At 72.5% G+C, this 25,761-nt stretch carries 23 protein-coding genes; 12 read left to right on the top strand and 11 right to left on the bottom strand.

Annotated features, from left to right (window positions below):
- Window positions 1–4 precede the first annotated feature (4 nt).
- The 4 genes from TAE01_RS06420 (at window position 5) to TAE01_RS06405 (ending at window position 4,662) form a co-directional block, all read left to right on the top strand.
- A complete protein-coding gene (locus TAE01_RS06420) occupies window positions 5–856 on the top strand; it encodes an SDR family oxidoreductase (protein WP_147064609.1) in 852 nt (283 codons plus the stop codon).
- A gap of 10 nt (window positions 857–866) precedes the next feature.
- Window positions 867–2,537, top strand: coding sequence for a 5,6-dimethylbenzimidazole synthase (bluB, locus tag TAE01_RS06415; protein ID WP_147064608.1), 1,671 nt, complete (start codon window positions 867–869; stop codon window positions 2,535–2,537).
- Between the two features lie 78 nt (window positions 2,538–2,615).
- Complete coding sequence (locus TAE01_RS06410) at window positions 2,616–4,145, top strand: peptide MFS transporter (protein ID WP_147064606.1); 1,530 nt, start codon at window positions 2,616–2,618, stop codon at window positions 4,143–4,145.
- Window position 4,146: 1 nt separating this feature from the next.
- On the top strand, window positions 4,147–4,662 hold the full coding sequence (locus tag TAE01_RS06405) for a gamma carbonic anhydrase family protein (RefSeq protein ID WP_147064604.1): 516 nt from the start codon (window positions 4,147–4,149) through the stop codon (window positions 4,660–4,662).
- Window positions 4,663–4,698: 36 nt separating this feature from the next.
- On the opposite strand, the gene TAE01_RS06400 is transcribed toward TAE01_RS06405, so the two are convergent.
- Entirely contained in the window at window positions 4,699–5,445 is a 747-nt protein-coding gene (locus tag TAE01_RS06400; protein WP_186815082.1) for a sulfite exporter TauE/SafE family protein, read from the bottom strand.
- Between the two features lie 23 nt (window positions 5,446–5,468).
- A complete protein-coding gene (locus TAE01_RS06395; protein ID WP_246111180.1) occupies window positions 5,469–6,167 on the bottom strand; it encodes a FadR/GntR family transcriptional regulator in 699 nt (232 codons plus the stop codon).
- Between the two features lie 119 nt (window positions 6,168–6,286).
- Here TAE01_RS06395 and TAE01_RS06390 point away from each other — a divergent pair, with 119 nt between their 5' ends.
- The 3 genes from TAE01_RS06390 to TAE01_RS06380 are packed head-to-tail and all read left to right on the top strand — an operon-like array spanning window position 6,287 to window position 10,330.
- Window positions 6,287–7,678 (top strand): SLC13 family permease, encoded by a 1,392-nt coding sequence (locus TAE01_RS06390; RefSeq protein WP_147064600.1) that lies wholly within the window; start codon window positions 6,287–6,289, stop codon window positions 7,676–7,678.
- A gap of 4 nt (window positions 7,679–7,682) precedes the next feature.
- Entirely contained in the window at window positions 7,683–8,858 is a 1,176-nt protein-coding gene (locus TAE01_RS06385) for a CaiB/BaiF CoA transferase family protein (protein WP_147064597.1), read from the top strand.
- Window positions 8,858–10,330, top strand: coding sequence for a carboxyl transferase domain-containing protein (locus TAE01_RS06380; RefSeq protein ID WP_147064595.1), 1,473 nt, complete (start codon window positions 8,858–8,860; stop codon window positions 10,328–10,330). The genes TAE01_RS06385 and TAE01_RS06380 overlap by 1 nt, the downstream gene beginning before the upstream one ends.
- Here TAE01_RS06380 and TAE01_RS06375 read toward each other — a convergent pair.
- The gene (locus TAE01_RS06375) at window positions 10,320–11,435 is read right to left on the bottom strand and encodes an alpha/beta hydrolase (protein WP_186815070.1); all 1,116 of its coding nucleotides are present in this window, start codon (window positions 11,433–11,435) and stop codon (window positions 10,320–10,322) included. The genes TAE01_RS06380 and TAE01_RS06375 overlap by 11 nt on opposite strands.
- A gap of 189 nt (window positions 11,436–11,624) precedes the next feature.
- The gene (locus tag TAE01_RS06370) at window positions 11,625–12,467 is read right to left on the bottom strand and encodes a helix-turn-helix domain-containing protein (RefSeq protein ID WP_147064591.1); all 843 of its coding nucleotides are present in this window, start codon (window positions 12,465–12,467) and stop codon (window positions 11,625–11,627) included.
- Window positions 12,468–12,518: 51 nt separating this feature from the next.
- Here TAE01_RS06370 and TAE01_RS06365 point away from each other — a divergent pair, with 51 nt between their 5' ends.
- Window positions 12,519–13,184 carry a maleylpyruvate isomerase family mycothiol-dependent enzyme gene (locus tag TAE01_RS06365; protein WP_147064589.1) on the top strand — a complete coding sequence of 222 codons (666 nt, stop codon included), beginning with the start codon at window positions 12,519–12,521 and terminating at the stop codon, window positions 13,182–13,184.
- Window positions 13,185–13,188: 4 nt separating this feature from the next.
- Here the strand turns inward: TAE01_RS06365 and TAE01_RS06360 are convergent, their stop codons facing one another.
- Complete coding sequence (locus TAE01_RS06360; protein WP_147064587.1) at window positions 13,189–13,887, bottom strand: response regulator; 699 nt, start codon at window positions 13,885–13,887, stop codon at window positions 13,189–13,191.
- Entirely contained in the window at window positions 13,880–15,520 is a 1,641-nt protein-coding gene (locus TAE01_RS06355) for a sensor histidine kinase (RefSeq protein ID WP_246111179.1), read from the bottom strand. The genes TAE01_RS06360 and TAE01_RS06355 overlap by 8 nt, the downstream gene beginning before the upstream one ends.
- Window positions 15,521–15,643: 123 nt before the next feature.
- Here TAE01_RS06355 and TAE01_RS06350 point away from each other — a divergent pair, with 123 nt between their 5' ends.
- Both TAE01_RS06350 and TAE01_RS06345 read left to right on the top strand, forming a co-directional pair.
- A complete protein-coding gene (locus tag TAE01_RS06350) occupies window positions 15,644–17,047 on the top strand; it encodes a cation:dicarboxylate symporter family transporter (RefSeq protein WP_246111178.1) in 1,404 nt (467 codons plus the stop codon).
- Between the two features lie 269 nt (window positions 17,048–17,316).
- Window positions 17,317–19,134, top strand: a complete 1,818-nt coding sequence (locus tag TAE01_RS06345; RefSeq protein ID WP_147064583.1) for a BCCT family transporter — start codon at window positions 17,317–17,319, stop codon at window positions 19,132–19,134.
- A gap of 31 nt (window positions 19,135–19,165) precedes the next feature.
- Here TAE01_RS06345 and TAE01_RS20470 read toward each other — a convergent pair whose 3' ends face one another.
- The 5 genes from TAE01_RS20470 to TAE01_RS06325 all read right to left on the bottom strand — a co-directional run bounded on the left by TAE01_RS20470 (window position 19,166) and on the right by TAE01_RS06325 (window position 24,007).
- Window positions 19,166–19,336, bottom strand: coding sequence for a hypothetical protein (locus tag TAE01_RS20470; RefSeq protein ID WP_186815069.1), 171 nt, complete (start codon window positions 19,334–19,336; stop codon window positions 19,166–19,168).
- Between the two features lie 141 nt (window positions 19,337–19,477).
- Entirely contained in the window at window positions 19,478–19,906 is a 429-nt protein-coding gene (locus tag TAE01_RS06340) for a hypothetical protein (RefSeq protein ID WP_147064581.1), read from the bottom strand.
- Between the two features lie 117 nt (window positions 19,907–20,023).
- Window positions 20,024–21,517 (bottom strand): PH domain-containing protein, encoded by a 1,494-nt coding sequence (locus tag TAE01_RS06335; protein ID WP_147064579.1) that lies wholly within the window; start codon window positions 21,515–21,517, stop codon window positions 20,024–20,026.
- Window positions 21,514–22,062 carry a PH domain-containing protein gene (locus TAE01_RS06330; protein ID WP_246111177.1) on the bottom strand — a complete coding sequence of 183 codons (549 nt, stop codon included), beginning with the start codon at window positions 22,060–22,062 and terminating at the stop codon, window positions 21,514–21,516. Before TAE01_RS06330 ends, TAE01_RS06335 begins: the two co-directional genes overlap by 4 nt.
- 85 nt (window positions 22,063–22,147) lie before the next feature.
- Complete coding sequence (locus TAE01_RS06325; RefSeq protein ID WP_147064577.1) at window positions 22,148–24,007, bottom strand: ABC transporter ATP-binding protein; 1,860 nt, start codon at window positions 24,005–24,007, stop codon at window positions 22,148–22,150.
- A 185-nt stretch (window positions 24,008–24,192) separates the two neighbouring features.
- Between TAE01_RS06325 and TAE01_RS06320 the strand changes: the two genes are divergently transcribed.
- Complete coding sequence (locus TAE01_RS06320; RefSeq protein ID WP_147064890.1) at window positions 24,193–24,729, top strand: 2'-5' RNA ligase family protein; 537 nt, start codon at window positions 24,193–24,195, stop codon at window positions 24,727–24,729.
- A complete protein-coding gene (locus TAE01_RS06315; protein ID WP_147064576.1) occupies window positions 24,726–25,760 on the top strand; it encodes an LLM class flavin-dependent oxidoreductase in 1,035 nt (344 codons plus the stop codon). Before TAE01_RS06320 ends, TAE01_RS06315 begins: the two co-directional genes overlap by 4 nt.
- The last annotated feature ends 1 nt before the right edge of the window (window position 25,761 follow it).

The raw sequence follows: 25,761 nt of genomic DNA, 5'->3' as shown, positions 1-25,761 counted from the left end.
CCGCATGAACGCCAACGGGCAGCCGGTCGCCCTCGTCACCGGAACCTCCTCGGGCATGGGCCTGCACACCGCCGTCGAGCTCGCCCGCCGCGGACTCACCGTCGTCGCGACGATGCGCGACACCTCACGGGCCACCGCGCTCACCGACGCCGCCACCGAGGCCGGAGTCGCGCTCGACGTCCGTGCGCTCGACGTCACCGACCACGAGGCCGCTCGGGCCTGCGTCGACGCCGTGCTCGCCGACCACGGTCGCCTCGACGTCCTCGTCAACAACGCCGGGCGCGGGGCGGTCGCGACCGCCGAGCAGCTGAGTCTCGACGAGATCCGCGAACAGCTCGAGGTCAACTACCTCGGCCCCGTCGCCCTGACGAAGCTCGTCCTGCCCCACATGCGCACGGCCGGCTCGGGCACGGTCCTCACCGTGACGAGCGTCGGTGGCGCCGTCGGCCAGCCCTTCGCCGACGCCTACTGCGGAGCGAAGTTCGCCGTCGAGGGCTTCATGCAGTCCCTCGCCGTCGTCATGCTCGCCCACGGGGTGCACGTCTCGGTCATCGAGCCCGCCGCCGTGGCGAGCGACTTCGTCGGCAACGTGGCCCGGCCGGAGACCGACCCCGCCGATCCGTACGCCGCCCAGCTCGACGCCTACCTCGCGCGGTCCGCGGGTGCGTTCGCCCAGGCCCAGTCGGCCCGGGACGCCGCCGTGGCCATCGCCGACGCCGCGACCTCGACCGACCACCGGTTCCGCTGGCAGACCTCCGAGGGGGCCACCGCCTTCGTCGGGATGTCGCTCGCCGACATTGACGGCAGCCGTGTGCTCGGCGCGACCCGTGGCTGGATCGAGCCGGCCCCGAACTAGAGTCTGGCGGGTGAGCTACCGCAGGCCCGTCCCGACGATCGGCGACCCGTCGTCGGCCGCCGAGCGGGCCGCGGCGCCCGACGCCTGGGCTCTCCGTGACGACCTCGCGTCGCTCGAGCGGGTCGTCGGTGCGCGCCGCGACATCCGCCGGTTCCGCCCCGACCGCGTGCCCGACGACGTGCTGACCGCCGTGCTCACGGCAGGCCATCGGGGGCCTTCGGTCGGGCACAGCCAGCCGTGGCGCTTCGTCGTCGTCACCGAGGCCGCGACACGCGACACCGCCGCCCTCATGGCCGACCGGTGCCGGCTGCGCCAGGCCGCCGGGATGGCCGAGGAGTCGGCCCGCGGGCTGCTCGACCTGCGCCTCGAGGGCATCCGCGAGGCGCCCGTCGGGGTCGTCGTGGCCTGCGACCGCCGCACCCCGGCCGCCGGCGTGCTCGGCCGCGCCACCTTCCCCGACGCCGACCTGTGGTCCTGCGCCGCCGCCATCGAGAACATCTGGCTCACGGCCCGCGCCCACGGTCTCGGCCTGGGCTGGGTCACCCTCTTCGAGCCGGCCGAGCTCGCCGACCTCCTCGGCCTGCCCGACGGCGTCGAGACCCTCGGCTGGCTCTGCCTCGGCTGGCCCGACGAGCGCCCGCCGGAGCCGGGCCTCGAGCGGGCCGGCTGGAGCCGGCGGCTGCCGCTCGAGCAGGTCGTCATGCACGAACGCTGGACCGAGCGCGACGCCCCCACCTCCCACCTGCGCGCCCCCGAGCCCGCCGACGTCGTCGCGGCACGTGACCGCTCCGACGACCTGCTGACCGTGCCGGGATCGCTCGGGGCGCTCGACACCGTCCTCGACCGCGTCACCGCGCTGGCCGTCGTGGACGGCCCGGGCACCCTCGTCGTCGCGGCCGCCGACCACGCCGTGACGGCATACGGCATCTCCGCCTTCGACCCGTCGGTCACCGCCGACGTCGCCCGCGCCACCCGAGAGGGTGCGTCGATGGGTGCTGTTGCGGCGCGTGCCGCGGGCCTCGACGTCGAGCTCATCGACGCCGGAATCGGTTGCAGCAGAGGCGATCTCGTGACCGCTGATGCGCTCGATGAGACGACGTATGCCGGCCTGCTGGCCCTCGGTCGCACCCGCGGTACCGCGCTCGTCGGGGCCGGTCCCGTGGCGCTCGGCGAGATCGGGGTCGGCAACACGACGGTGGCGGCGGCGGTGGCAGCGGCCTTGCTCGGGGTGTCGGCCGACGAGGTCGTCGGGCGGGGCTCGTCCGCCGACACCGCGATGCTCGAGCGCAAGCGGGACGTCGTGACGCGCGCGCTCCTCCGGGTCGGACCGCGCGCCGCGAACGACGCGGTCCGGCGGCTCGGCGGCGGAGAGCTCGCCGTGCTCACCGGGGTCGTGCTGGCAGTCGCCGAGGCCGGGGGTGTCGTCGTGCTCGACGGGCTGGCCACCTCGGTGGCGGCGCTCGCGGCAGTGCGGGTCGAGCCGGCCGTCGCCGCGCACCTCGTCGCGGGCCAGCGCTCACGTGAGAAGGCCCACGCCCTCGTGCTCCGCGAGCTCGGTCTCGAGCCGCTCCTCGACCTGCGGATCCGTGCGGGTGAGGGCGTCGGCGCGGTCCTCGCGACGGGCCTGCTCAAGGACGCCCTCGCGCTGCGCCGGGGGGTCGCACGCACGACGCGAGTTTGAGTTGACGGCGGGACCGCCCCTAGTTTTGGGGGGTTGTCCAACTGTCGAACTGCCCTCACGAGGGGCTGGGAGAAACGCATGTCAACACAGACCCAGGACCGGCCGCCCACTCCGCAGGCCGGCTCGAGCGCCGACGACCGCGCCTTCCTCGGGCACCCCAAGGGGCTGTCGACCCTCTTCTTCGTCGAGCTGTGGGAGCGCTTCTCCTACTACGGGATGCGCGCCATCCTGCTCTACTTCCTCATCGACACCGCGGCCAACGGCGGCCTCGGCATCGACAAGACGACCGGCACGGCCGTCGTGGCCATCTACGGCGCCTCCGTCTACCTCCTGTCGATCATCGGCGGCTTCACCGCCGACCGGCTCTTCGGGGCCCGGCGGTCGACGCTGTACGGCGCCGTCGTCATCATGGCCGGCCACGTCTGCCTCGCGATCCCGGCCTCGGCCACCGCCTGGCTCGGCATCGCCCTCGTCGCCCTCGGCACCGGGCTGCTCAAGCCCAACGTCTCGGCCATGGTCGGCACGCTCTACAAGCCCGAGGACGCCCGCCGCGACGGCGGCTTCTCGATCTTCTACATGTCGATCAACATCGGCTCGTTCTTCTCCCCGCTCGTCGTCGGCTGGCTGCGCGAGCACTACGGCTACCACGCCGGCTTCTCCGCGGCGGCGGTCGGCATGGCCATCGCCATCGCCTGGTTCGTCCTCGGCCGCCGCAACCTCGGGTCCACCGTCGACGACGTCCCCAACCCGCTCTCGCCGCAGGAGCGCAGCCGCGTCACGGCGCTCGCGGTGGGCGCCGTCGTCGCCTTCGCGCTCGTCGTCGTGCTCGCCGGCCTGTGGCGCGACACGGTGCTCGACCAGGTCATCGACGCGATCTCGATCGTGGCCGTGCTGACGCCCATCGCCTACTTCACGATGATGTTCCGCAGCCCCAAGGTCGAGCGCGAGGAGAAGTCGCACCTCGCGGCCTACCTGCCGCTGTGGATCGGCGCGATGCTCTTCTGGATGATCTTCGAGCAGGCCGCCGGCAAGATGGCGCTCTTCGCCGCGAACAACACCGTCAAGGAGACGGCCGGCATCACGGTCAACCCCGAGGGGTTCCAGTCGATCAACCCGCTCGCCATCGTGCTGCTGGCTCCGGTCTTCGGCTGGATCTGGACCAGGCGCGCCGGCCGCTCACCGTCGACGCCGATGAAGTTCGTCCTCGGTGTGGGGCTCATCGGCCTGTCGGCGCTCGCCATGTCGTGGGCCTTCGCCACCTTCCACGGCAACACGGCGCCCGTCTACATCCTCGGCGGCGTCTTCGTCATGCAGACCGTGGCCGAGCTGTGCCTCTCGCCCGTCGGGCTGTCGGCCACGACGCGCCTCGCCCCGCGTGCCTTCGCCAGCCAGGCCATGGCCCTGTGGTTCCTCGGCAGCGCTGCCGGCCAGGCCATCGCGGCCCAGCTCATCACGGCGATGGGCGGCCTCAGCGACGCGACCTACTACCTCGTCAACGGGGTCATCACGCTCGTGGTGGCCGGCGTGCTCCTCGCGCTCGTGCCGTGGATCCGTCGCAAGATGGCCACCGCCGAGGTGCACACCTCCGCCGACGTCTCGGCGCGCTGACGTGATCGTCACCCTCGCCGGCGTCACCCCGGTGGTCCACGAGACCGCCTGGGTGGCGCCGAGCGCCGACCTCGTCGGGGCCGTCGACCTCCGAGCCGGCTCGAGCGTCTGGTACACCGCGGTGCTCCGGGCCGACTTCGACCCGATCGTCCTCGGCGAGCGCAGCAACCTGCAGGACGGCGTCGTCGTCCACACCGACGCGGGGCAGCCCACGACGATCGGCTCCGGAGTCTCCGTCGGCCACCGCGCCGTGCTGCACGGGTGCACCATCGAGGACGACTGCCTCATCGGCATGGGCTCGGTCGTGCTGGGCGGCGCCCACGTCGGCGCCGGCAGCCTCGTCGCCGCCGGGGCGGTCGTGCCCGAGGGTGCCGTCATCCCGCCCCGGTCGCTCGTCGCCGGTGTGCCCGGGAAGGTCCGGCGCGAGATCGACGACCCGGGCCTGGCCCGCATCCACGCCAACGCCGAGATCTACGTCGAGCTGGCCCGTCGTCACCGCGAGGCCACCGGCGGCTGAGAGCCGAGCACCCGGCATACGCCGCCGGTCTGCGGGTCAGCGGAGCAGCAGCGCCGCGGCCACGACGCCGGCCACGACGACGAGCACGCGGAAGAGCGTCGGCGGCAGCCGGCGACCGACGCGGGCGCCGACGTAGCCCCCGACGACCGACCCGGCCGCGAGCAGGGCGATGGCGCGCCAGTCGAGGTCGGCGACGGTGACGAAGACGAGCCCGGCGACGACGTTGCCGGCGAAGATCGCGAGGGTCTTGAGGGCGTTGACGACGCGGAGGTCGATGTCGAGGCCCAGCCCGAGGACGGCGACCATCATGACGCCCGAGCCGGCGCCGAAGTAGCCGCCGTAGACGCCGGTCAGCAGCGCGAAGAAGGTCGTCACCGGTCCCATCCGGGTCCGTGGGCCGATCTGCCCACCGGCCCGCGAGCGCAGCCAGCGGGCGACCCACGGCTGGACGCCGACGAGCAGACAGGTGACGAGGATGAGCCACGGCACGACCGCCTCGAAGACGCTCGAGGGCAGCGCCAGCAGCAGCGCCGCGCCGCCGACGGCGCCGACCGCGCACGTCACGACGACCGTCCAGGCGACCCGGGGGTGTTCGCGCAGCTCGGCCCGGTAGCCGATCGAGCCGCTGACCCCGGCCGGTACGAGCCCGACCGTGTTGGACGCGTTGGCCACGACGGGGGGCAGCCCGACCGCGAGCAGGATCGGGAAGCTGACGAGCGAGGCGACGCCCACCGTGGAGGTGAGCACGCCCGCGGCCAGGCCGGCACCGAGGACGGCGAGCATCTCCGGCAGTGACGCGACCGGTGTCACTGCCCGTCCCGCAGCACCGCCACGTCGCTGACCATGACGACGTGGGCGTGCATGGCCGCAGCGGCCGCCTCGGGGTCGCCGGAGCGGATGGCCTCGGCGATGGCGCGGTGGCCGACGAGGGAGTCGGCGGGCCGGCCGGGCTGCGAGAGCGACTCGATGCGCGTCTCGCGGATGAGGTCGCGGATCTCGTCCATGAGTCGCGCGAGCAGGAGCGAGTGGGCGGCTGCGGTGACGGCGCCGTGGAAGCGCTCGTCGCCCTCGACCCCACGGCCACCCGCCTCGACGTCGCGCGCCATCTCGGCGATGGCCGCGTCGATGCGGGCGAGGTCGTCCGCGGTGCGACGCGCCGCCGCGAGGGCAGCGATCTTCGTCTCGAGGGCGTCGCGGGTGTCGATGATCTCGGGCAGCCGGTGGGCGTGGGCACGGATCGCCTCGACGATGCGGCGCGGGCCCGGGGCGTCCGACAGGACCGTGCCGTCCCCGTGCCGGACGGATACGACCCCGATGACCTCGAGCGCCACGAGGGCCTGGCTCAGCGTCGCGCGGCTGACGCCGAGGCGCTGCGCGAGCTCGCGCTCCGGGGGCAGCCGGTCGCCCGTCGTGAGGCCGTTCGCGTCGATCCACGCCGTGATCTGTTCGGCCACCTGCTCGTAGAGGCGCGTGCGCGTGAGGCGGGACATGCCCGAGGTCGACATGGGGTCACTCTATTGACAGTCGGACCATTGACCTATTGGCTAGGCCACTGAGCCAGCCATGAGCCTCGTCACAAGGGCGTGGAACCAGGCGCGCTGGCCGCGACCGACAGGGGACATGCATGGGACCGGAATGGGTCTCGATCATCGCGCTCGTCGCGCTCTTCGTGATCGGCACGCTGCTGCCGATCAACATGGGAGCCCTCGCCTACGTGGCGGCCTGGCTCGTCGGGGTCTACTCGCTCCAGCTCAGCGAGAAGGAGATCCTCGCCGGCGTCAGCGGTGACCTCATCCTCACGCTCATCGGCGTGACCTACCTCTTCGCCATCGCCAAGAACAACGGCACCGTCGACCTCATCGTCAGGTCCGCCGTGCGGGCGGTCGGTGGACGCGTGGCCCTCATCCCGTGGGTCATGTTCTTCGTGACGGCACTGCTCACGGCCATCGGCGCCGCCAGCCCTGCCGCCTGCGCCATCATCGGCCCCATCGCCCTCGGCTTCGCCGCCCGCTACAGGATCAACCCGCTCCTCATGGGCATGTTCGTCGTCCACGGCGCCCAGGGCGGCGGCTTCTCGCCGATCAGCATCTACGGCACGATCACGAACTCCCTCATGAAGGACAACGGCCTCCCGTCGAGCGAGGTCACCGTCTTCCTCGCGAGCCTCGCCGTCAACCTGCTCATGGCCGTCATCCTCTTCCTCGTCCTCGGTGGCCGGCGCCTCATGAAGCTCCGCGCCGACGACATCGACGGGGCGGCGACCGGCGGGGCGGCGACCGGCGGGGCGGCGCCCGGCGGGGCGGCGCCCGGCGGGGTGGTCAGCGACGAGGAGCTGACCGGCGACCTGCACCGCGGCGGCGTCGGGGTCGCCACCCGCGGCACCGGGACGATCACCGCCACCCGCACGCAGGCCCTCGGCGTCAAGCGCGACCAGGTGCTGACGCTCGTCGCCTTCACGCTCGTGGCCGTCATCGCTCTCGCCTTCGACAAGAACATCGGCTTCGTCTCGATCACGGCGGCCGTCATCCTCGCGATCCTCTCGCCCAACCAGCACAAGGACGCCATCAAGCAGGTCGCGTGGCCGACCGTGCTCCTCGTCGCCGGTGTGAGCACGTATGCCGCCGTGCTGACCGAGGCGAAGGCGCCCGAGTTCGTGGGCAACTGGGCCGCAGGCCTCGGCGCCGCCGTCATCGGCGCCCTCGTGCTCTGCTACGTCGGCGGTGTCGTGTCGGCGTTCGCGTCGTCGACGGCTTTGCTGCCCGTCATCATCCCGATCGCCGTGCCGCTGATCAGCAACGGCGGGATCGGGGCGGCCACCTTCGTCGCGGCGCTCGCGATCAGCTCGACCATCGTCGACGTCAGCCCGTTCTCGACCAATGGTGCTCTGATGCTGGCCAACCGACCCGACACCATCAGCGAGCCGGTGTACTACAAGCAGATCCTCACCTACAGCGTCATCGTGGTCGTCGCCGGCCCGTTGCTCGTGTGGGCCGCCCTGATCCTTCCTGGATGGTGACCGAATGACCGCACATGGACCCCTCTCCGACGTCGTCGTCGTCGACCTCTCCCGAGCCCTCGCGGGACCGCACGCGACGATGATGCTGGCCGACCAGGGCGCCCGCGTCATCAAGGTGGAGGCTCCCGGCCGCGGGGACGACACCCGTGGCTGGGGGCCGCCCTTCGTCGGGGAGGAGGGGCGGCGCGAGTCGACGTACTTCCTGTCGGCCAACCGCAACAAGGAGTCGATCACCCTCGACCTCAAGGACGCGGCGGACCGCGACGTGCTGCTCGCCCTCGTCGACCGGGCCGACGTGCTCGTCGAGAACTTCCGCACCGGCGTGCTCGAGCGGCTCGGTCTCGGTATCGAGTCGCTCATGGCCCGCAACCCGCGCCTCGTCGTGCTGTCGATCACCGGCTTCGGCCACGACGGCCCCGAGGGAGGCCGCCCCGGCTACGACCAGATCGCCCAGGGCGAGGCCGGCGTCATGTCGCTCACGGGCTCCGGCCCCGGCGACCCGCAGCGCGTCGGCGTCCCCATCGCCGACCTGCTCTCGGGCATGTACGGCGCCTACGGGGTCGTCGCCGCCCTCAACGAGCGCCACCGCACCGGGAGGGGCACCGTCGTGCGCACGTCGCTGCTGGCCGCCGTCGTCGGGGTGCACGCCTTCCAGGGCACGCGCTGGACGGTGGCCGGAGAGGTCGGGCGCTCCGCCGGCAACCACCACCCGTCGATCAGCCCCTACGGCCTCTTCCGGTGCCGCGACGGCTCGGTGCAGATCGCCGTCGGCAGCGAGGGCCTCTGGCAGCGCCTGTGCGCGGCGTTCGGTCTCGACCCCGCCGCCGAGGGGCTCGCGACGAACGCCGAGCGGGTCGGCGCGCGCGACCGCGTCATCGAGGTCGTCGAGGCGGCCTTCGCCGACTGGGACGCCGAGCCCCTGCTGGCCCGTCTCGCCGAGGTCGGCGTGCCCGCCGGCAAGGTGCGCACGCTCGACGAGGTGTACGCGTGGGACCAGACCGCGAGCCAGGGCCTGCTCGTCGAGGTCGAGCACCCGACCCTCGGTGCGCTGACGCTGCCCGGCCCGCCGCTGCGCTTCTTCGACGGCGACGGCACCGAGGTGACGCGCCGCGACCACGACGCCCCGCCGACCCTCGACGAGGACGGCGCGGCGATCCGCGCCTGGCTGACGGAGGAGTGATGGCGCGCCGACCGTGGACCGCGCACGAGCTGCTCGACCTCGTCCTCGACGCCGGGTCGTTCGAGTCGTGGGACGAGCCCATCGACATCAGCGGGCAGCCCGAGGCCTACCGGCTCCAGCTCGAGGCGGCCGCCGCCAGGGCGGGCACCGACGAGTCGGTGCTCACCGGCCGGGGACTCGTGCGGGGGCGTCCCGTGGCGGTCGTCGTCAACGAGTTCCGCTTCCTGGCCGGGTCGATCGGCCGGGCGGCGGCCGAGCGCATCACCGCGGCCGTGCGGCGAGCCACCGCCGAAGGCCTGCCCGTGCTGGCCTCGACGGCCTCCGGCGGCACTCGCATGCAGGAGGGGACGCCCGCGTTCGTCCACATGGTCGAGATCTCGCGGGCCCTCATGGCCCACCGGGCCGCGCGGCTGCCCTACCTCGTGCACCTGCGGCACCCGACGACCGGCGGCGTCTACGCCTCGTGGGGCTCGCTCGGGCACGTGACCGTGGCCGAGCCCGGAGCGCTCGTCGGCTTCCTCGGCCCCAAGGTCTACGAGGCGCTCAACGGCGAGCCGTTCCCGGCCGGGGTGCAGACGGCGGAGAACCTCGCGGCCAAGGGCGTGCTCGACGCGGTGGTCGCCGCCGAGGACCTGCCGATGCTCGTCGACCGCGCCCTGGGGGTGCTCGTCGACGGGCCCACGGTGCCGCGCTTCGACCGGCGCGACGGTGAGCCGAGCGGACACCTCTCGACGTGGGAGTCCATCGAGGACACCCGACGTCCGGGCCGGGCGGGCGTGCGCGAGCTGCTGCGCCACGGCGCCACCGGCACCCTCCGGCTCAACGGCACCGACGAGGGGGAGCGCGACTCCACGATGCTCGTCGCCCTGACCCGTCTCGACGGCCAGCCGTGCGTCCTCGTCGGGCAGGACCGGGCGCGCCAGTCCCCGACGTCGCCGATGGGCCCCGGCGCGCTGCGCGAGGCCCGCCGGGCGATGCGCCTCGCCGAGGAGCTGGGTATGCCGCTCGTCACCGTCATCGACACCCCCGGCGCCGAGCTCTCGGCCCGCGCCGAGGAGGGGGCGATCGCCGGCGAGATCGCCCGGTGCATCGCGACGCTGACCACCATGACGGTGCCGACGGTGTCGGTCGTGCTCGGGCAGGGCTGTGGGGGTGGGGCGCTCGCGCTGCTGCCGGCCCACGAGGTCATCGCGGCCGAGCACGCCTGGCTCTCGCCGTTGCCGCCCGAGGGGGCCAGTGCGATCGTCCACGGCGACGTGACCCACGCCGCCGAGATGGCCGAGCTGCAACAGGTCGGCGTGCTCGACCTCGCAGCCCGCGGCATCGTCAGCCGGATCGTCCCCGAGCCGCCCGACGACACGGCGCCGGCCCTGGCGGTCGCCGTCGTCGCGGAGTGCGCAGCCGCCCTGAGGAGACAGACGCAGCCGCACTCGTCACCGACTCGCGAGCTGAGACGGGTCCTCAGGGGGTGAAGCCGGGCAGGGCCGACCGCAACCAGCTGAGCATCCCGGGCAGGACGGGCGGGATCGTGTCGACGCGGTGTCCTCCGGTGCGCAGCACGACGGACGTCACGGCCATCGGCGAACGCACGCTCTTGAGGAACGACACGAGCTGCGGGTAGGCGGTGGGGTCGTCCTTGCTCGCCATGAGCCAGAGCGAGACGGGCGGGGGAGTGGTCCGCGCGAGGTGGGCCAGGTCGTAGTTGCCGACCCCGCGGGTGAGCGGGTCGTAGGCCGGGCCGAACTCCGGGCGGAAGTAGCCCATGAGCGACATCGCCGCACCGAACGTGTTCGGGTGGTGCATCGCGAGCATGGCTGCGCACCAGCCGCCGTAGGAGAAGCCCATGGCAGCCCACGACGAGCGCTGCAGGGCGACGCGGAAGTGCTTGGCCGCCCAGTCCGGAACGTCCTTGGCGAGCCAGGTCTCGGTCTGGAGTCCCGTCTTGCCCGGGGCGTTGACGCACTCGGTGTCGAGCGAGTTAGGGGTGTTGATCTGCGGCATGACGATGATGGGGGCCCGGATCGTGTGCCGGTCGACGAGGTCCTGGAAGGTGGTGTCGAGGGCGAAGCCGTGGAAGTTGGAGCGCGGTGTCCCGGGGTAGCCGGACAGCGACTCGATGACGGGGTAGGTCTTGGCCTGGGTCGGGTCGTAGCCCTTCGGGAGCAGCACGATGACCTGGCCGGTGAGGCCCGACCCGGCACCGGTCACCGTGTAGGACTGCTCGCGCTGACCGGGGCTCGGCAGCGCCGGCAGCGTTGCCGCCGTGGGTCCGCGCAGCCCGTTGCCGAGGTGGACCCGGCCTCCGGCCGCGGCGTCGCCGGCAGTCACGGCGTGCCCCGCCTGCTCCGGCCCGGAGCTGAGCAGGTCGGCCCACGAGACGTAGAAGAGGTACTGGTCGTTCATGAGGACGCCTGCGAGCACGAGGACGAGGGCGTTGAGCAGGAGCGCCTGGAGGGCGCGGACGGTGATCCGCAGGCCCCGTCGTCGGGGGTGGGGCCACCCGACGGCGACGAGCACGAAGACGGCGACTGCCAGCACCGCGACGACGACCGGGAGCGCCGAGTCCGTCAGCCCCATCTCAACCAACTCCGGATCCTGCCGGGCCGCCGCCTCTCGGTGGCCGTTGGACCCAGCGAAGCAGGACACGTTGACGGGTGACTGTGCGCGCACTGGAGCCCGGCTGGAGGAAGTCTCGGACCTTGCTGGGAGCCGGTCGGGCGGTTGCTGTGGAGGTCGGCCCGGGCCCGGTCCGTGGGGCGTCCGCGCTCAGCGGAAGCGCGACGCGAACTCTCCCGGGATCATGCCGGTCGCCATGCGGAAGTCGCGGGTGAAGTGGGCCTGGTCGGCATAGCCGAGGTCGACGGCGATGCCGGCCAGCTCGGCACCTGAGTGACGCAACCGGTCGGCCGCCTCCTGGAGCCGGCGCCGGCGGATGAGCCACTTGGGCCCGAGCCCGATCCGCTTGTGCAGCAGACGCTGGAGGGTGCGCTCGCCGATGTCGAAGCGCGCACACAGGTCGTCGACGCGGAGCAGCTCGGGGGAGGTCTCGACGTCCTCGACGATCGCGTTGACGAGCAGGCCCTCGTCGTCGACGGGCAGCAGGGCGCGCAGGGAGTCCTCGACGACCTCACGGGCCCGTGCCTGTGCCTCGGGCGCGGTGGGGTCGGCGCCCATGGCCGAGCGCACGCCCTGTGTCAGAGCGGCTCCGTCGACGGCGGCCACGGTCGTGAGGTCGACGTGGCGGTCGGTCATCCGCCTCACCGGTTCTGCGGTCAGCAGGTGCCCGGCCGCGGGCTGGAGCATGATGCCGACGGCCCACCCGCGCCCGGTCAGCATCGTGTGCGACAGGCCGGACACGACGCCGTAGAGACGCGCATAGGTGTCGGACACGACGATGAGGCAGACGGGGTACTGCAGCACGCGCTGCACCGAGTCGCGCCCCGCGGGCACGTCCCAGACCGGGATCCAGAAGCGGCGCGCGAGATCGGCGAGGTCGGGCGACACCGCGGCACGGGCGATGGACCACGTCCGGTCGGTGGGGTCGACCAGGTGGGCGCGCTCGATGTCGTCCCGTGCCGCCGTGCGTCCAGCCGAGGCAGACGTCGTCACGTGTCGGAAAGTATCAAGACCCACCGACGGGCGCGCTCCTATCGTGGCGGCATGACCTCGACACCCGACACCCTCGCCGCCTACCTCGACCTCGCCGAGCCCTTCGGCTCCGTCGTCGACCGTGTCCCCGCCGACGCCTGGGACGCCCCGAGCCCCTGTGAGGGCTGGACGGCCCGCGACGTGCTGGCGCACGTCATCGGGAGCCAGCGGGGCTTCCTCGCCGAGCGCGGGATCGACGTCGCGTCGTCGACCGACCTCGACGCCGACCCGTCGAACGACGCCTCGGCCGACGTCTCGGCCGACGTCTCGGCCGACGTCTTGGCCGACGTCTTGGCCGACGTCTCGGCCGACATCGCCACCGATCCCCGTGCCGTCTGGCGCGCCCACGAGGCGCGGATGCGCGAGCTGCTCGCCGACCCTGCCGTCGCGGGCATGGAGTACGACGGCGTCTTCGGCCGCACCACGGTGGGTGCGTCGATCGTCGCGTTCCACGGCTTCGACCTCGTCGTGCACCGCTGGGACATCGCCGTCGCCGCCGGACTCGACGAGCACCTCACCGACGCCGAGCTCGAGATGATCGACCGGTCGGCCGACGGCTTCGGCGACCACCTCTACGACGACGGGGTCTGCAAGCCGGCCCTGCCCGTCGGAGAGGGCGCCGACCGGCAGGAGCGGGTGCTCGCCCGACTCGGTCGCCTCGTGCCGGCGGGCGCTTGAGTCCTCACCGCGCCCAGAGGTACTCGACCTCGGGACGTCCAGCCCCGGCATACCTCGACCGGCGCACGACCACCTTGGTCTCGCAGAGGTACTCGGCGTAGCGGCGGGCCGTGACGCGGCTGACGCCGAGGGCCTCCGCGAGCTCGCTCGCCGAGCGTCCGTCGGTGGCCTCGCGCAGCAGGCGCGAGACCTTGGCGAGCAGCTCCTCGCCCATCCCCTTGGGCAGCCGGGCCTCGCCTGCGACGCGGGCGCCGGCGAAGACCTCGTCGACCTCGGCCTGCGTGCCGACCTCGGCCCCGCTCGTCACCTGCTCGCGGTAGGCGCGGTACGCGAGCAGCCGCTCCCGCAGGGTCGCGAAGACGAAGGGCTTGAGGAGGTACTGCACGACCCCGAGCGACACGGCTGCACGGACGACCTCGAGATCGCGAGCGGAGGTGACCGCGATGACGTCGGCCCGGTGTCCCGCCGAGCGCATGGCGCGGACGACGTCGAGGCCGTGCCGGTCCGGCAGGTTCATGTCGAGCAGCACGACATCGATCTCCCTGTCCTGCAACGTCTTCAGGGCAGTCTGGGACGTCCCCACGGTCGCGACGACCTCGAAGCCGTCGACGCGGCCGACGTATGCCGTGTGCGCCTCGGCCGCGATCGGCTCGTCTTCGACGACGAGGACGCGCAGCGCTCGGTTCGCCGAGGTGTCAGTCATGGACGCCTCCCACCGGGAGCCGCACGGTGAACGTCGCACCGGGCGGACCCGACACCTCGAGGGTGCCACCGAGCCGCTCGACGGTCTGCCCCACGAGCGCGAGGCCGATGCCGCGCCGCCCCGCGCTGCCCTGCTCCTTCGTCGACCAGCCGCGCCGGAAGGCGTCCTCGACCCCGCCCGGCGGCAGGCCCGGGCCGTCGTCGCTCACCTCGAGCACGGCATACGCCCCATCGACCCGGGAGGCGAAGCGCACCTGCCGGTCGGGGCGCGCCGCGCCGGCGGACCCGGACCCTCCGGTCACGGCGTCGAGCGCGTTGTCGATGAGGTTGCCGACGATCGTCACGACGTCGCGCGTGGGAGCCACGCCGCGCGGCCAGCCCGACCCGGGCTCGATCTCGAAGGCGATGCCGCGCTCGTGGGCCTCGGCGGCCTTGCCGAGAAGCACTGCGGTGAGGGCCGGTTCGTCGACGGAACCGACGACGCGGTCGGTGAGCAGCTGCGAGACCTTCAGCTCGTCCGTCGCGAAGTCGAGCGCCCGGTCCGTGTGCCCGAGCTCGATGAGGCTGACGATGGTGTGCAGCCGGTTCGCCGACTCGTGCGCCTGTGAGCGCAGCGCCTCGGTGAGGCCACGGGCCGAGTCGAGCTCGCCGGTCAGGGCCTCGAGGTCGGTGCGGTCGCGCAACGTCGCGACGTGGCCGAGGAGGCGGCCCTGCCAGCGGGCCGGCCCGCGGTTGAGCACGAGCACGCGGGCCGACGTCACGTGCAGCTCGTCCTCGTGGGACGCGTCGTCGGTGAGCGCGGCCGTCAGGGCCGGACCCAGGCCGAGGTCGGCGACGGGTCGCCCGACCGCGTCGGCGGGCAGTGCCAGCAGCCGCGTCGCCTCATCGTTGGCCAGCCGCAGCCGTCCGTCGAGGTCGGTGATGACGAGACCCTCCGTCACGGCGTGCAGCACCGCGTCGTAGTACTCGTACATCTCGCGCAGCTGCTCCTCGCCGAGACCGTGGGTCTGCCGGCGGATGCGCCGCGAGACCAGGGCCGTCCCCAGCCCTGACAGGAGGGCGGCGACGAGGCCCGCGAGGAGCAGCCCGGGCAGCTGCGTGCGCACGCGCTCGCCCACGGCCGACTTGCGGATGCCGACGGAGACGAGCGCCACGACCGTGCCCGCGTCGGTGACGGGCACGACGACGCGCGAGGAGGGGCCCAGGGTGCCGGTGTAGTCCTCCTCGACGATGCCGCCGGCGAGCGCCGCCTCGGTGTGGCCGATGAACCTCTTGCCGATCTGGGTCGGGTCCGGGTGCGTGTAGCGGATCGCGTCACGGCTCATGACGACGACGAAGTCGGTGCGCGTCTCGACCCGCACGCGCTCGGCGTACGGCTGCAGGGCCGCCGTCGGGTCCGGGCCCTGCACCGCCGTGACGACCGACGGCGTGGCCGCCATCGTCTCGGCCACCGCGAGGGCGCGGGCGATCGCCTCCTGGTCGCCGGCGCGCTGGGCCTGCCCGTAGGCGCCGGCCAGGCCTGCGACGACCACGAGGACCGCAATGAGCACCTGCAGCGCGAAGGTCTGCGCCGCGACGCTCCACCGCCCCGGCGCGCCGAGCGCCCGGGTCACGGTGGCGGGGAGCGAGCTCAACGGCACACGTCCGGCCGTGAGAACTCAATGAACACAAAGGTGACCCTAGTCACTGGGAGCGGCAGCCTCGTCACATTCACCGGTCCCGTGCCCAGCGCGCGGACCCAGCCAACGGAGGTCACCGTGAGTTCCACCGCCGACAGCGCCGTCGACGCCCACCCGGGCACGACCCCGAAGCGCGACCGCACCCATTTCCTCTACATCGCCGTCCTCGTGGCGATGGTGGCCGGCATCCTCGTCGGCTGGGCCTTCCCCGAGGTCGGCAAGAGCCTCAAGCCCCTCGGGACCGGCTTCGTCAACCTCATCAAGATGATGATCACGCCGATCATCTTCTGCACCATCGTCCTCGGCATCGGCTCGGTCCGCCGCGCCGCGCAGGTCGGCAAGGTCGGCGGTCTCGCCCTCGCCTACTTCGTCACGATGTCGACGGTGGCCCTGGGCGTCGGGCTCGTCGTGGGCAACATCGTCAAGCCGGGCGCCGGTCTCAACCTCACGGACGCCGTCGCCAAGTCCGGGCAGGCGCAGATCGCCGAGAAGTCCGAGGGCGCCGTCGAGTTCGTCCTCGGCCTCATCCCCGACACGCTCGTGTCCGCACTGACGTCGGGCTCGGTGCTCCAGGCGCTGCTCATCGCCCTGCTCGTCGGCTTCGCCCTGCAGAAGATGGGTCCGCAGGGTGAGCCGATCCTGCGCGGCATCAAGCACCTCGAGCGGCTCGTCTTCCGCCTCATGGCGATGGTCATGTGGGTCGCCCCGGTCGGTGCCTTCGGCGCCATGGCCGCGCTCGTCGGCGCCACGGGCATCGGCTCGCTCAAGAGCCTCGGCCTGCTGATGTTCGCCTTCTACGCCACGTGCGCGATCTTCGTCTTCGGCTTCCTCGGCGCCGTCCTCAAGGTCGTCACCGGGATGAACGTCTTCTCGCTGTTCCGCTACCTCGGGCGCGAGTTCCTCCTCATCCTCTCGACGTCGTCGTCCGAGTCGGCCCTGCCGCGCCTCATCGCCAAGATGGAGCACCTCGGGGTCTCCCGTCCGGTCGTCGGCATCACCGTGCCGACCGGCTACTCGTTCAACCTCGACGGCACCGCGATCTACCTGACGATGGCGAGCCTCTTCATCGCCGAGGCCATGGACAAGCCGTTCAGCATCGGCCAGCAGATCGGCCTGCTCGTCTTCATGATCATCGCGAGCAAGGGCGCCGCGGGCGTCAGCGGCGCGGGCCTGGCGACCCTCGCCGGCGGGCTGCAGTCGCACCGCCCCGACCTCGTGCCCGGCGTCGGCTTCATCGTCGGCATCGACCGCCTCATGAGCGAGGCGCGCGCGCTGACGAACTTCGCCGGCAACGCGATCGCCACGGTCCTCATCGGTACGTGGGTCGGCGAGATCGACCGCGACAAGGCGAGCCGGGTGCTGTCGGGCCAGGACCGCTTCGACGAGGCGAGCATGGTCGACCACGACGACGTCGTCACGGACGGTGCCGAGCACGTCGACGCGTCGGGCCGCGAGCCCGAGCTGGTGGGCTCCTCCCGCTGACCCGTCTCGGTGTCGGAGGGCCACGAACCTGTCGGGTTCGTGGCCCTTCGCGTTGTCGTGGGGCATCTCACCCCGACCGATTTGTCGATCTGGGAACCATTGGAGCACAGAGTGATTCGCGATCGCGTATGCCGTCACGGGGCTCTCGGCGGCGTGCTCGTTTTGCGCACGTGCCCCGTGCTTCGACAGAGTGGAGCGTTCTACGAGACATCTGTGACACGTAACCGTGAGGAGACGGACGGCACCTTCGCCGGGTGCCGTCATGACGTATGACTGAGCTGACGAAGAGCCCCGACGACGCGCTGCACCCGGCGCTCGAGCCGCCACCGGTGAACCACGAGGACGCCGCACCATCCCGGGTCGACAAGGTCGTCTTCGGCGTCGCCGCCGGTGTCGCCATCGCGTTCGTCCTCTGGGGCGCGCTCGGCACCGAGAGCCTGAGCACGAGCGCCTCCGCCGGCCTCGACTTCGTCGTCCACAACACCGGCTGGCTCTTCTCGCTCGTCGCGTCGGGCTTCGTCGTCTTCGTCATCTGGCTGGCCGCGAGCAAGTACTGCAACATCCCGCTGGGCGGTGACGGCGAGGCTCCCGAGTTCCGCACGTCGTCCTGGGTGGCGATGATGTTCTCCGCCGGCATGGGCATCGGCCTGATGTTCTACGGCGTCACCGAGCCGCTGACCCACCTCGTCAAGCCGCCGCCCGGCACGGGTGCCGCGGGCAACCCCGAGGCCGTGCAGACCGCGATGGCGACGACGATGTTCCACTGGTCGCTGCACCCGTGGGCGATCTACGCCGTCGTCGGGCTCGCCGTCGCCTACGGCGTGTTCCGCAAGGGGCGCTCGCTGCTCATCAGCTCGGCCTTCGCGCCGCTCTTCGGTGAGAAGCGCGCACAGGGGCCGGCCGGCAAGGTCATCGACATCTTCGCGATCTTCGCGACCCTCTTCGGCTCGGCCACCTCGCTCGGCCTCGGTGCCCTGCAGATCGGCTCCGGGCTGCAGATCGTCGCCGGCATCGGCAAGGTCGGCAACGCGGTGCTCATCGCCATCATCGTCGTGCTCACCGTGTGCTTCATCCTCTCGGCCGTGTCCGGCATCGAGAAGGGCATCCAGTGGCTCTCGAACATCAACATGGTGCTCGCGCTCGCCCTGGCCCTGTTCGTCTTCGTCGTCGGCCCGACGGTCTTCATCCTCAACCTCGTGCCGACGACGATCGGGTCCTACTTCAAGGACCTGGCGATGATGTCGGCCCGCACCGACGCCGCGGGCGGCAACGGCATGAAGGACTGGCTCGCCGGCTGGACGATCTTCTACTGGGCCTGGTGGGTCAGCTGGACCCCGTTCGTCGGCATGTTCATCGCCCGCATCTCGCGCGGCCGCACCATCCGCCAGTTCGTCTCGGGCGTCCTGCTCGTGCCGTCGGTCGTCTCGCTCATCTGGTTCGCCATCTTCGGTGGCGCCGGGATCTCGCAGCAGCAGGGCGGCAAGGACATCGCCGCCCAGTCGACCCCCGAGGGCTCGCTCTTCGCGATGCTCGGCAACCTGCCCTGGCCGACCGTCACCGCGGTGGTCGTCATGCTGCTCGTCGCGATCTTCTTCGTGTCGGGAGCCGACGCCGCCTCGATCGTCATGGGGACGCTCTCGGAGAAGGGGACCCTCGAGCCGTCGAAGAAGACCGTCATCTTCTGGGGTGCCGCCACCGGCGCCGTCGCCGCGATCATGCTGCTCATCGGCGGTGAGGACGCCCTGTCGGGCCTGCAGAACGTCACGATCGTGGCCGCGCTGCCCTTCCTCGTCATCATGGTCGGGCTGGCCGTCGCGCTCGTGAAGGACCTCTCGCACGACCCGCAGGTGGTCCGCAGGCAGTATGCCGTCGCGGCCGTCGAGCACGCGGTCGTCGCGGGCGTCAGCGAGCACGGAGACGACTTCTCGCTCACGGTGCAGGAGACCGCGCCCGGTGAGGGCGTCGGCGAGATGGTCCAGACCGAGCCCGTCGAGCCCCTCGAGGTCGCGGACGTCGCGGCGCCGGACGGCCACGGCGGTCAGGTCGACGACGAGACCGAGAAGGTCGGGGCGTCCATGCGTCTCTGAGTCACCCGTCCCGTCCAGGTCGTGCGCCGCGTCATCCGTCAGGTCGGATGACGCGGCGCTCGTCGAGGCGGACCGTCCTCGCTGCCGCGTCGACGCTGCACGAGCTCACCGCTCGGCTCGGGGGCGACGGGAGCCACGCGTCCTCGACGATGGAGAACACGCCGCTCCAGAGCGAGAGGTCGACCAAGACGACGGCGGGCACGCCGGGGATCCTCCCCACGTCGGAACGCGGCGACCGGGTTGCCGTGCGCGCCCGGCCCGGAGCCCGAGCTCGCGGCGAACGGCGATCGGTGCGCGCTCGCCACCGCTCCTCGGGTCGTTCTCGGCGGCGTCGGCCGTCAGGTCAGCCGATGGCTGACCCCCACAGGACGTCACCGTGGGCGTAGACGACGCTGCGTTCGTCGTTGGCCCAGACGTCGATCCACGTGGGCGCGCCTGAGCGGTGGGTGAACCGGGGCTCGGGACCACGCCTGAGCTGTGCGAGCCGTTCGTCGCCCAGCCACGTGGGAGTGCAGCCTGCGCCCCAGCCGCCGCACCCGCAGGCCTCGTGGACCACGAGCGCGCCGGCGTCGACGAGTCGCTGGGCTTCGTCCGGGGTGACGTCGTCCCGGACAGGTTCGAGCCTGGTCCCGTGCGGGTCGAAGAAGTCGCCGGCCGCGTTGAAGGTGCCGGGTCGCGGTGCGTGCTGGCCGCTTCGCGCGGCCTCGCTCTCGGACCACGTCGGCTCGGTCAGGATCTCGGTGAACGTCCGGTCCTTCGGTCTGCGGGGCACCTGCCCATCATGACAGCGGACGCCGCGATGAACGCCGGCGAGCGGCCTGCGCCTCGAGCTTCGCTGGCGCTCAGGGCGAGGGCGACGAGGCCGCAGCTCGGGCGGACTCAGGCGGACTCAGGCGAACTCGGCGAGCAGGTCGGGGCTGACCTGCGCCAGGACGGCATACGCCGTCTCGACGGGGACGTCGACGACGTCGTAGTGCTGGTGGCCGGCGGCGGTCGTGGCGACGAGGGTCGCGACGCCGACGCGGCGCTGGAAGAAGGACTGCTCGACCTTCCACCCGATGATGCCGTCGCGGTCGAGCACGACCCGCTGCCGGTCGAGCGAGCCGTGCCGGGAGACGAGGTGGTCGGGGGTGACGGCGTGGCCGAGGGCCCGGTAGCGGTCCTGACCCAGGGCGACCGCGCCGACGAGCAGGAGGGGCACGAGCACGAGCAGCGAGCCGTGCCAGTCCCAGAGCAGGCGCGCGGCCACGAGCCCGGCGGCGACGAGCGCGGCCGGCACGACGGTGCGCGTCAGCCGGCGCTGCCGGGCGGCCGGTCCGTGGGGTGTCAGCGGGCCTGACACGGCAGCCTCGTCGGGTCGGATGCGCAGGGCGAGCGGGGTGACGACGCCCGCCGGAGCCGGCGGGCAGAGCCAGTCGGACCCGCCCTGCTCGCGCAGCAGCCCCGAGGTGACGACCTTGAGCCGGCGGGCACCGACGAGGCGCAGGCCGAGCGGCTCGTCGAGCCGGAGGCCGCGCACGCGCGCCGCGTCGATGCTCGTCTCACGGTTGGTCAGCAGGCCGCGGCGGGTGTGCAGCGTGCCGAGCCGGTTGCGGGTCAGCCGGAAGCCCCAGAACGTCAGGACGTAGGCGCCGACCGCGAGCAGCGAGACGACGCCGAGCAGGAGCAGCACGTCGACCCACCACGGCGCCCGCGACACCCACGAGGCGCCGTCGCGGAAGACCGAGCGCTCCTGCGAGAACCTCGAGAAGCCCTGCGAGACGAAGCCGACGATCGCGACGGCGCTCGCCAGCCCGGTCACCGTCAGGGGCGCGAAACGGATCCACGTGGGGTCGAGCCGGACGAGCAGCTCGTCGTCGGCCGGGACCGGGGCGTCCCCGGGCACCTCGTCGACGGCGACGGGTGCCCCGGTCGGTGCGGGCAGCCCGGTGACGGCGGGGTCGACGCGGTGGAGCAGCTCGGCCCGCAGCCGGCGGCCGGCGTCGACGCTCAGCGAGTCGAGGACGAGGCGGTCGTGCTGGCCCCCGGCGGTCGAGATCTCGACCTTGGCGAGGCCGAGGACCCGGTGGTGCAGCTGGGCCGTGAGGTCGATGGTGCGCACCTTGTCGAGTCGAGCCGTCGTGGTCTGCTTGGTGAACAGGCCCCGCCGCAGCTCGATCTGGCCCTCGGCGATGCGGTAGCGCGTCGTCACCCACCGCAGCACCCCGAAGGCGACGAGCAGCGGGACGGCATACAGCTCCCACCGGTCGCTGCCGTCGGAGCTCGCCCGGAAGACGAGGATCGCCAGGAGCGCGGGCAGGAAGCGCACGAGTGTCTCGAGGGGGTGGACGAGCAGCATCCGGGCGTCGAGCCGCCGCCAGCCGCCGCCGCCGTCCTCGCTCACGTGGCGTCGCCGGTCTCGGTCACGGCGGCCGCGGTCAGGGTGTCGACGAGCTCGCGGGCGACCGGTGCGTCGAGGCCGTGGATCGTGACGGGCCCGGCCGCCGAGGCGGTCGTGATGGTCACCGAGGCGAGGCCGAGCAGCTGGGCCACCGGCCCCCGCTCGAGGTCGACGGTCTGGACGCGGCTGAGCGGCGCGATGCGGCGCTCCTGCCACAGCCACCCGCTCTGCGTGTAGATGGCCCGCGGCGTCGCCTCCCACCGGTGCACGCGGTAGCGCCACTGCGGCATCGCGACGGCGTAGGCCGCACCAGCGGCGAGCCACACGACGCCGACGACCCAGTGCGGGGTGCGTGACGGGGCGTCGTCGACGAGCCACCAGACGACCTGGGCCGCGAGCAGGAGCGCGACCACGACCAGGGCCTGGACCGTCCACATGACGACGGCTCGACGGGAGACCCGGTGGGCGGGCTCGCGGAGCACGGACTCGGCGACCCGGAGGGGCGGGACGGGCGCGTCGGGCGCGTCGGACGCGTCGAGGGGTTCCACGGCCCCACGGTGCCACACGGCCGCCGCCGGGCGGCATCCGACCGAGGTATGCCGTCCTGCGGGCCCTTTCGTCCGGCCGGCCGCCTCAGGCCGCGACCGCGTGCTCCGCCACGCTCTCGCGAGCCCGGACGAGCCGGGCGTAGCGCTCGTCGAGGGCCATGAGCTCCTCGTGGCGCCCCAGCTCGACGATGCGGCCGTGGTCGAGCACCGCGATCTGCTCGGCGTCACGGATCGTCGACAGGCGGTGCGCGATCGTCAGCGTCGTGCGCCCCGCCATGAGGCGTCGGATGGCGACCTGCAGGTCCCGCTCGGTCTCGTTGTCGAGGGCGCTGGTCGCCTCGTCGAGGACGAGGACCCTGGGGTTGCGCAGCAGCGTCCGGGCGATGGCGAGTCGCTGCTTCTCGCCGCCGGAGAACCGGTGGCCGCGGGCACCCCCGACGGTGTCGATGCCCTCGGGGAGGCTCGCGACCAACGGTGCGACCTGTGCCGCGGAGAGGGCCTGCCACAGCTCCTCCTCCGTGGCCTCCGGTGCCGCGAGGAGGAGGTTGTCGCGGATCGAGGCGTGCAGCAGGTACGTGTCCTGGGAGACGACCCCGACGATGCGGGAGAGGTCGGTCGGGTCGAGGTCGCGCAGGTCGATCCCGTCGATGGTGACCCGGCCGGACTGCGGGTCGTGGAGGCGCGCGAGCAGCCCGGCGATGCTCGACTTGCCCGCACCGGTCTCGCCGACGAGCGCCAGCGTCGTGCCCGCGGGGATGTGGAACGAGACGTCCGAGACGACGTTCGTGAGCGTCGTCGCCTCCGGGTCGTGGCTGAAGCTGACGTGCTCGAAGCAGACCTCGCCACGGAGCTGATCAAGCTGCACCGCAACGGGATCGGCCGGGGGAGCGACGTCGACGGGCAGGTCGAGGTAGCCGAAGATCCGGCTGAAGAGAGCCATGGAGGTGACCCACTGGGCGCCGATGTCGAGCAGGCCCATGAGGGGCTTGAAGATCGCGGTCTGGAGCGTCGTGAACGCGATGAGGGTGCCGATCGTCATGGCGCCGGAGGTCGCGGGGAGCCCGGCGGCGAGGTAGATGAGCGCGGGGATCGCGGCGAACGTGATCTGCATCGTCGCCATGCGCCAACGACCGGCGAGCTGGGACCTCAGCTCGAGGTCGACGAGGTCGCTGGACGTCGCGGCGAAGCGTCGGGCTGCGGCCTCGCCGGCTCCCAGCGTCTTGATGAGGATGGCCCCGCTGACGGTGAGACCCTCCTCGACCTGGCTGTGGAGGTCCGCGAGCCGACGCTGGCGCTGGCTCATGACGTCCCGGCGGACCAGCGCGACCCGCCGGGTCATGAGGACGGCCGGGGGGATGACGAGCAGCGAGAGGAGCGACAGCCGTGGGCTCAGCGCCACCATGGCGATGCCGGTGGCGACGACGGTGGTCAGGTTGCTGGCGACCCCGGTGGCCGACGTGGTGATGACCGTCTGCATGCCGGTGATGTCGTGGGTGAGTCGCGACTGGACCTCACCGCTCCGCGTCCGCGTGAAGAAGGCGACGGGCTGACGTTGCAGGTGGCGGTAGACGTCGACGCGCAGGGCGTGCATGACGCGCTGCCCGACCGTCGTGGTCAGCCATGTCTGCACCACCCCGAGGAGCTGGCTCACGACCGTGACGGCCAGCATCCCGCCGACGGCGAGCAGCAGGAGCCGGACGTCCTGGTGGGGCAGTGCGTCGTCGATGACGGCACGGAGCAGGAAGGGGTGGGCCATCGAGATGACCGAGGTGGCCACGATGAGCGCGACGACGACCGCGACGGTGCGGGCGTGGGGCCGGAACAGTCGGACGACCCGTCCCAGCGAGACCGGGGACTCGGCGAGCTGCGCGCGGTCCAGAGGGTCGATCTTCTTCGGTTTGTCGCCGCCGACGCCCCCGGGCAGCGGGTTGCTGAACTCGCTCACGTGCTCCCCCAACTCCTGTGCTCCCCCAAGCAACTACGTCGAGGCTACCGCTCGACGACGGTCGCGCTGCCGGGAACGACATATGCTGCGACCATGCGTGACGCCCACGGCAACTCACTCGACGCAGTTGTCGCACAGTCGTGCTCACGCCTCCACGCGCTCATGTTTCTGGCCTGAACGTGCCGATGCACTCGGTCGAGGCGCTCCTCGACGAGGCCACCGACGCGCAGGTCCGGCGGGAGTGGGCCGCCCTCGCCGACGCCGGCCTGCCGAGCCAGGCCAGGCACCAGGGCGCGACGAACGCACCCCACGTGACCCTGTCGGTGGCCGGCTCGGTGCCCGACTTCGTCGAGGCCCGCCTCGCGCGCGCCGTGGAGGGGACGGTGCCGGTGCCTCTTCGGCTCGGCCCGCTGCTCGTCATGGGCTCGCGCCGGTACGTGCTCGCCCGGCTCGTCGTCCCCTCTGCCGAGCTGCTGCGCCTGCAGGCGAGCGTGGCTGCGGCGATGGTCGGCGCACCCGACGTGCCCGACCAGGTGCGCCCCGGCCGCTGGACCCCGCACGTCACCCTCGCCCGCGGCCTCGGGTCGCGCCAGGTCGGTGAGGCGCTCGCCGTCCTCGGAGGGACGCGGGCTCTCGACGGCGCCGTCGAGTCCGTGCGGCGCTGGGACCCCGACGCCGGTCGCACCTGGCCGCTCGGCGGCCTACCTACGATGGGGGCATGAGCCTCGAACTCGGCCTCGACACCTTCGGTGACATCGCGAACGGACCCGACGGCGTCCCCCTCCACCCAGCAACGGTGATCCGCGAGGTCCTTGCCGAGGGTGAGCTCGCCGACCGGCTCGGCCTCGACTTCTTCGGCATCGGCGAGCACCATCGTGACGACTACGCCGTGAGCGCGCCCGACGTGCTTCTCGCCGGCCTGGCCGGCCGCACGGAGCACATCCGCCTCGGCACGTCCGTGACGGTGCTCAGCAGCGACGACCCGATCCGCGTCTTCCAGCGCTTCTCGACCGTCGACGCCATCAGTCGAGGGCGCGCCGAGATCACTGTCGGCAGAGGCTCGTTCATCGAGTCCTTCCCGCTGTTCGGGCTCGACCTCGGCGACTACGAGTCGCTCTTCGAGGAGAAGCTCGACCTGCTCGCGGCCGTCGTCGCGGAGGAGCCGGTGCGGTGGGAGGGCTCGATCCGACCCCCGGTCCAGGTCGACCGGATCATGCCTGCGACGGAGTCCGGGCACCTCCCCGTCTGGGTCGGGGTGGGCGGGACCCCGCAGTCGGTCGTGCGTGCCGCGCACTACGGCTTCCCGGTCGTCATCGCCATCATCGGCGGGTCCGCGCGGCAGTTCGCCCCGCTCGCCGACCTCTACCGGCGGGCCCTGTCCGAGATGGGCAAGCCCGAGCTGCCCATCGGTGTGCACTCTCCCGGCTACGTCGCGGCCACCGACGAGCAGGCGCGCGAGGAGTTCATGCCGCACTTCCTGCCCTACATGAACAAGCTCGGCCGCGAGCGGCGCTGGGCGCCCATGGGCAAGGAGCAGGCGCTCCAGCAGCTCGGTCCCGGGGGTGCCGTCTACTGTGGCTCGCCCGACACGGTCGCGGCCAAGATCGTCGACACCGTGCAGGTGCTCGGGCTCTCGCGCTTCCAGCTGAAGTACTCCTTCGGCACCCTGCCGCACGACCAGCGGATGGAGTGCATCCGCCTCTACGCCGAGGAGGTCGTGCCACGCGTGCGAGCGCAGCTCGGCGCCGACTGAC

The organism is Terrabacter aerolatus, assembly GCF_007991735.1.
GTDB classification, from domain to species: Bacteria; Actinomycetota; Actinomycetes; order Actinomycetales; family Dermatophilaceae; genus Terrabacter; species Terrabacter aerolatus.
The sequence above is the reverse complement of the archived record's forward strand: the minus strand, read 5'-3'. Positions and strand labels throughout refer to the sequence as shown.

Excerpts from the sequence above, each read along its gene's own strand:
- TAE01_RS06420 (WP_147064609.1), top strand. The coding sequence starts at position 5 with ATGAACGCCAACGGGCAGCCGGTCGCCCTCGTCACCGGAACCTCCTCG.
- TAE01_RS06410 (WP_147064606.1), top strand. The coding sequence starts at position 2,616 with ATGTCAACACAGACCCAGGACCGGCCGCCCACTCCGCAGGCCGGCTCG.
- TAE01_RS06400 (WP_186815082.1), bottom strand. The coding sequence starts at position 5,445 with ATGCTCGCCGTCCTCGGTGCCGGCCTGGCCGCGGGCGTGCTCACCTCC.
- TAE01_RS06395 (WP_246111180.1), bottom strand. The coding sequence starts at position 6,167 with ATGTCGACCTCGGGCATGTCCCGCCTCACGCGCACGCGCCTCTACGAG.
- TAE01_RS06390 (WP_147064600.1), top strand. The coding sequence starts at position 6,287 with ATGGGACCGGAATGGGTCTCGATCATCGCGCTCGTCGCGCTCTTCGTG.
- TAE01_RS06385 (WP_147064597.1), top strand. The coding sequence starts at position 7,683 with ATGACCGCACATGGACCCCTCTCCGACGTCGTCGTCGTCGACCTCTCC.
- TAE01_RS06380 (WP_147064595.1), top strand. The coding sequence starts at position 8,858 with ATGGCGCGCCGACCGTGGACCGCGCACGAGCTGCTCGACCTCGTCCTC.
- TAE01_RS06375 (WP_186815070.1), bottom strand. The coding sequence starts at position 11,435 with ATGGGGCTGACGGACTCGGCGCTCCCGGTCGTCGTCGCGGTGCTGGCA.
- TAE01_RS06365 (WP_147064589.1), top strand. The coding sequence starts at position 12,519 with ATGACCTCGACACCCGACACCCTCGCCGCCTACCTCGACCTCGCCGAG.
- TAE01_RS06360 (WP_147064587.1), bottom strand. The coding sequence starts at position 13,887 with ATGACTGACACCTCGGCGAACCGAGCGCTGCGCGTCCTCGTCGTCGAA.
- TAE01_RS06345 (WP_147064583.1), top strand. The coding sequence starts at position 17,317 with ATGACTGAGCTGACGAAGAGCCCCGACGACGCGCTGCACCCGGCGCTC.
- TAE01_RS06320 (WP_147064890.1), top strand. The coding sequence starts at position 24,193 with ATGCACTCGGTCGAGGCGCTCCTCGACGAGGCCACCGACGCGCAGGTC.
- TAE01_RS06315 (WP_147064576.1), top strand. The coding sequence starts at position 24,726 with ATGAGCCTCGAACTCGGCCTCGACACCTTCGGTGACATCGCGAACGGA.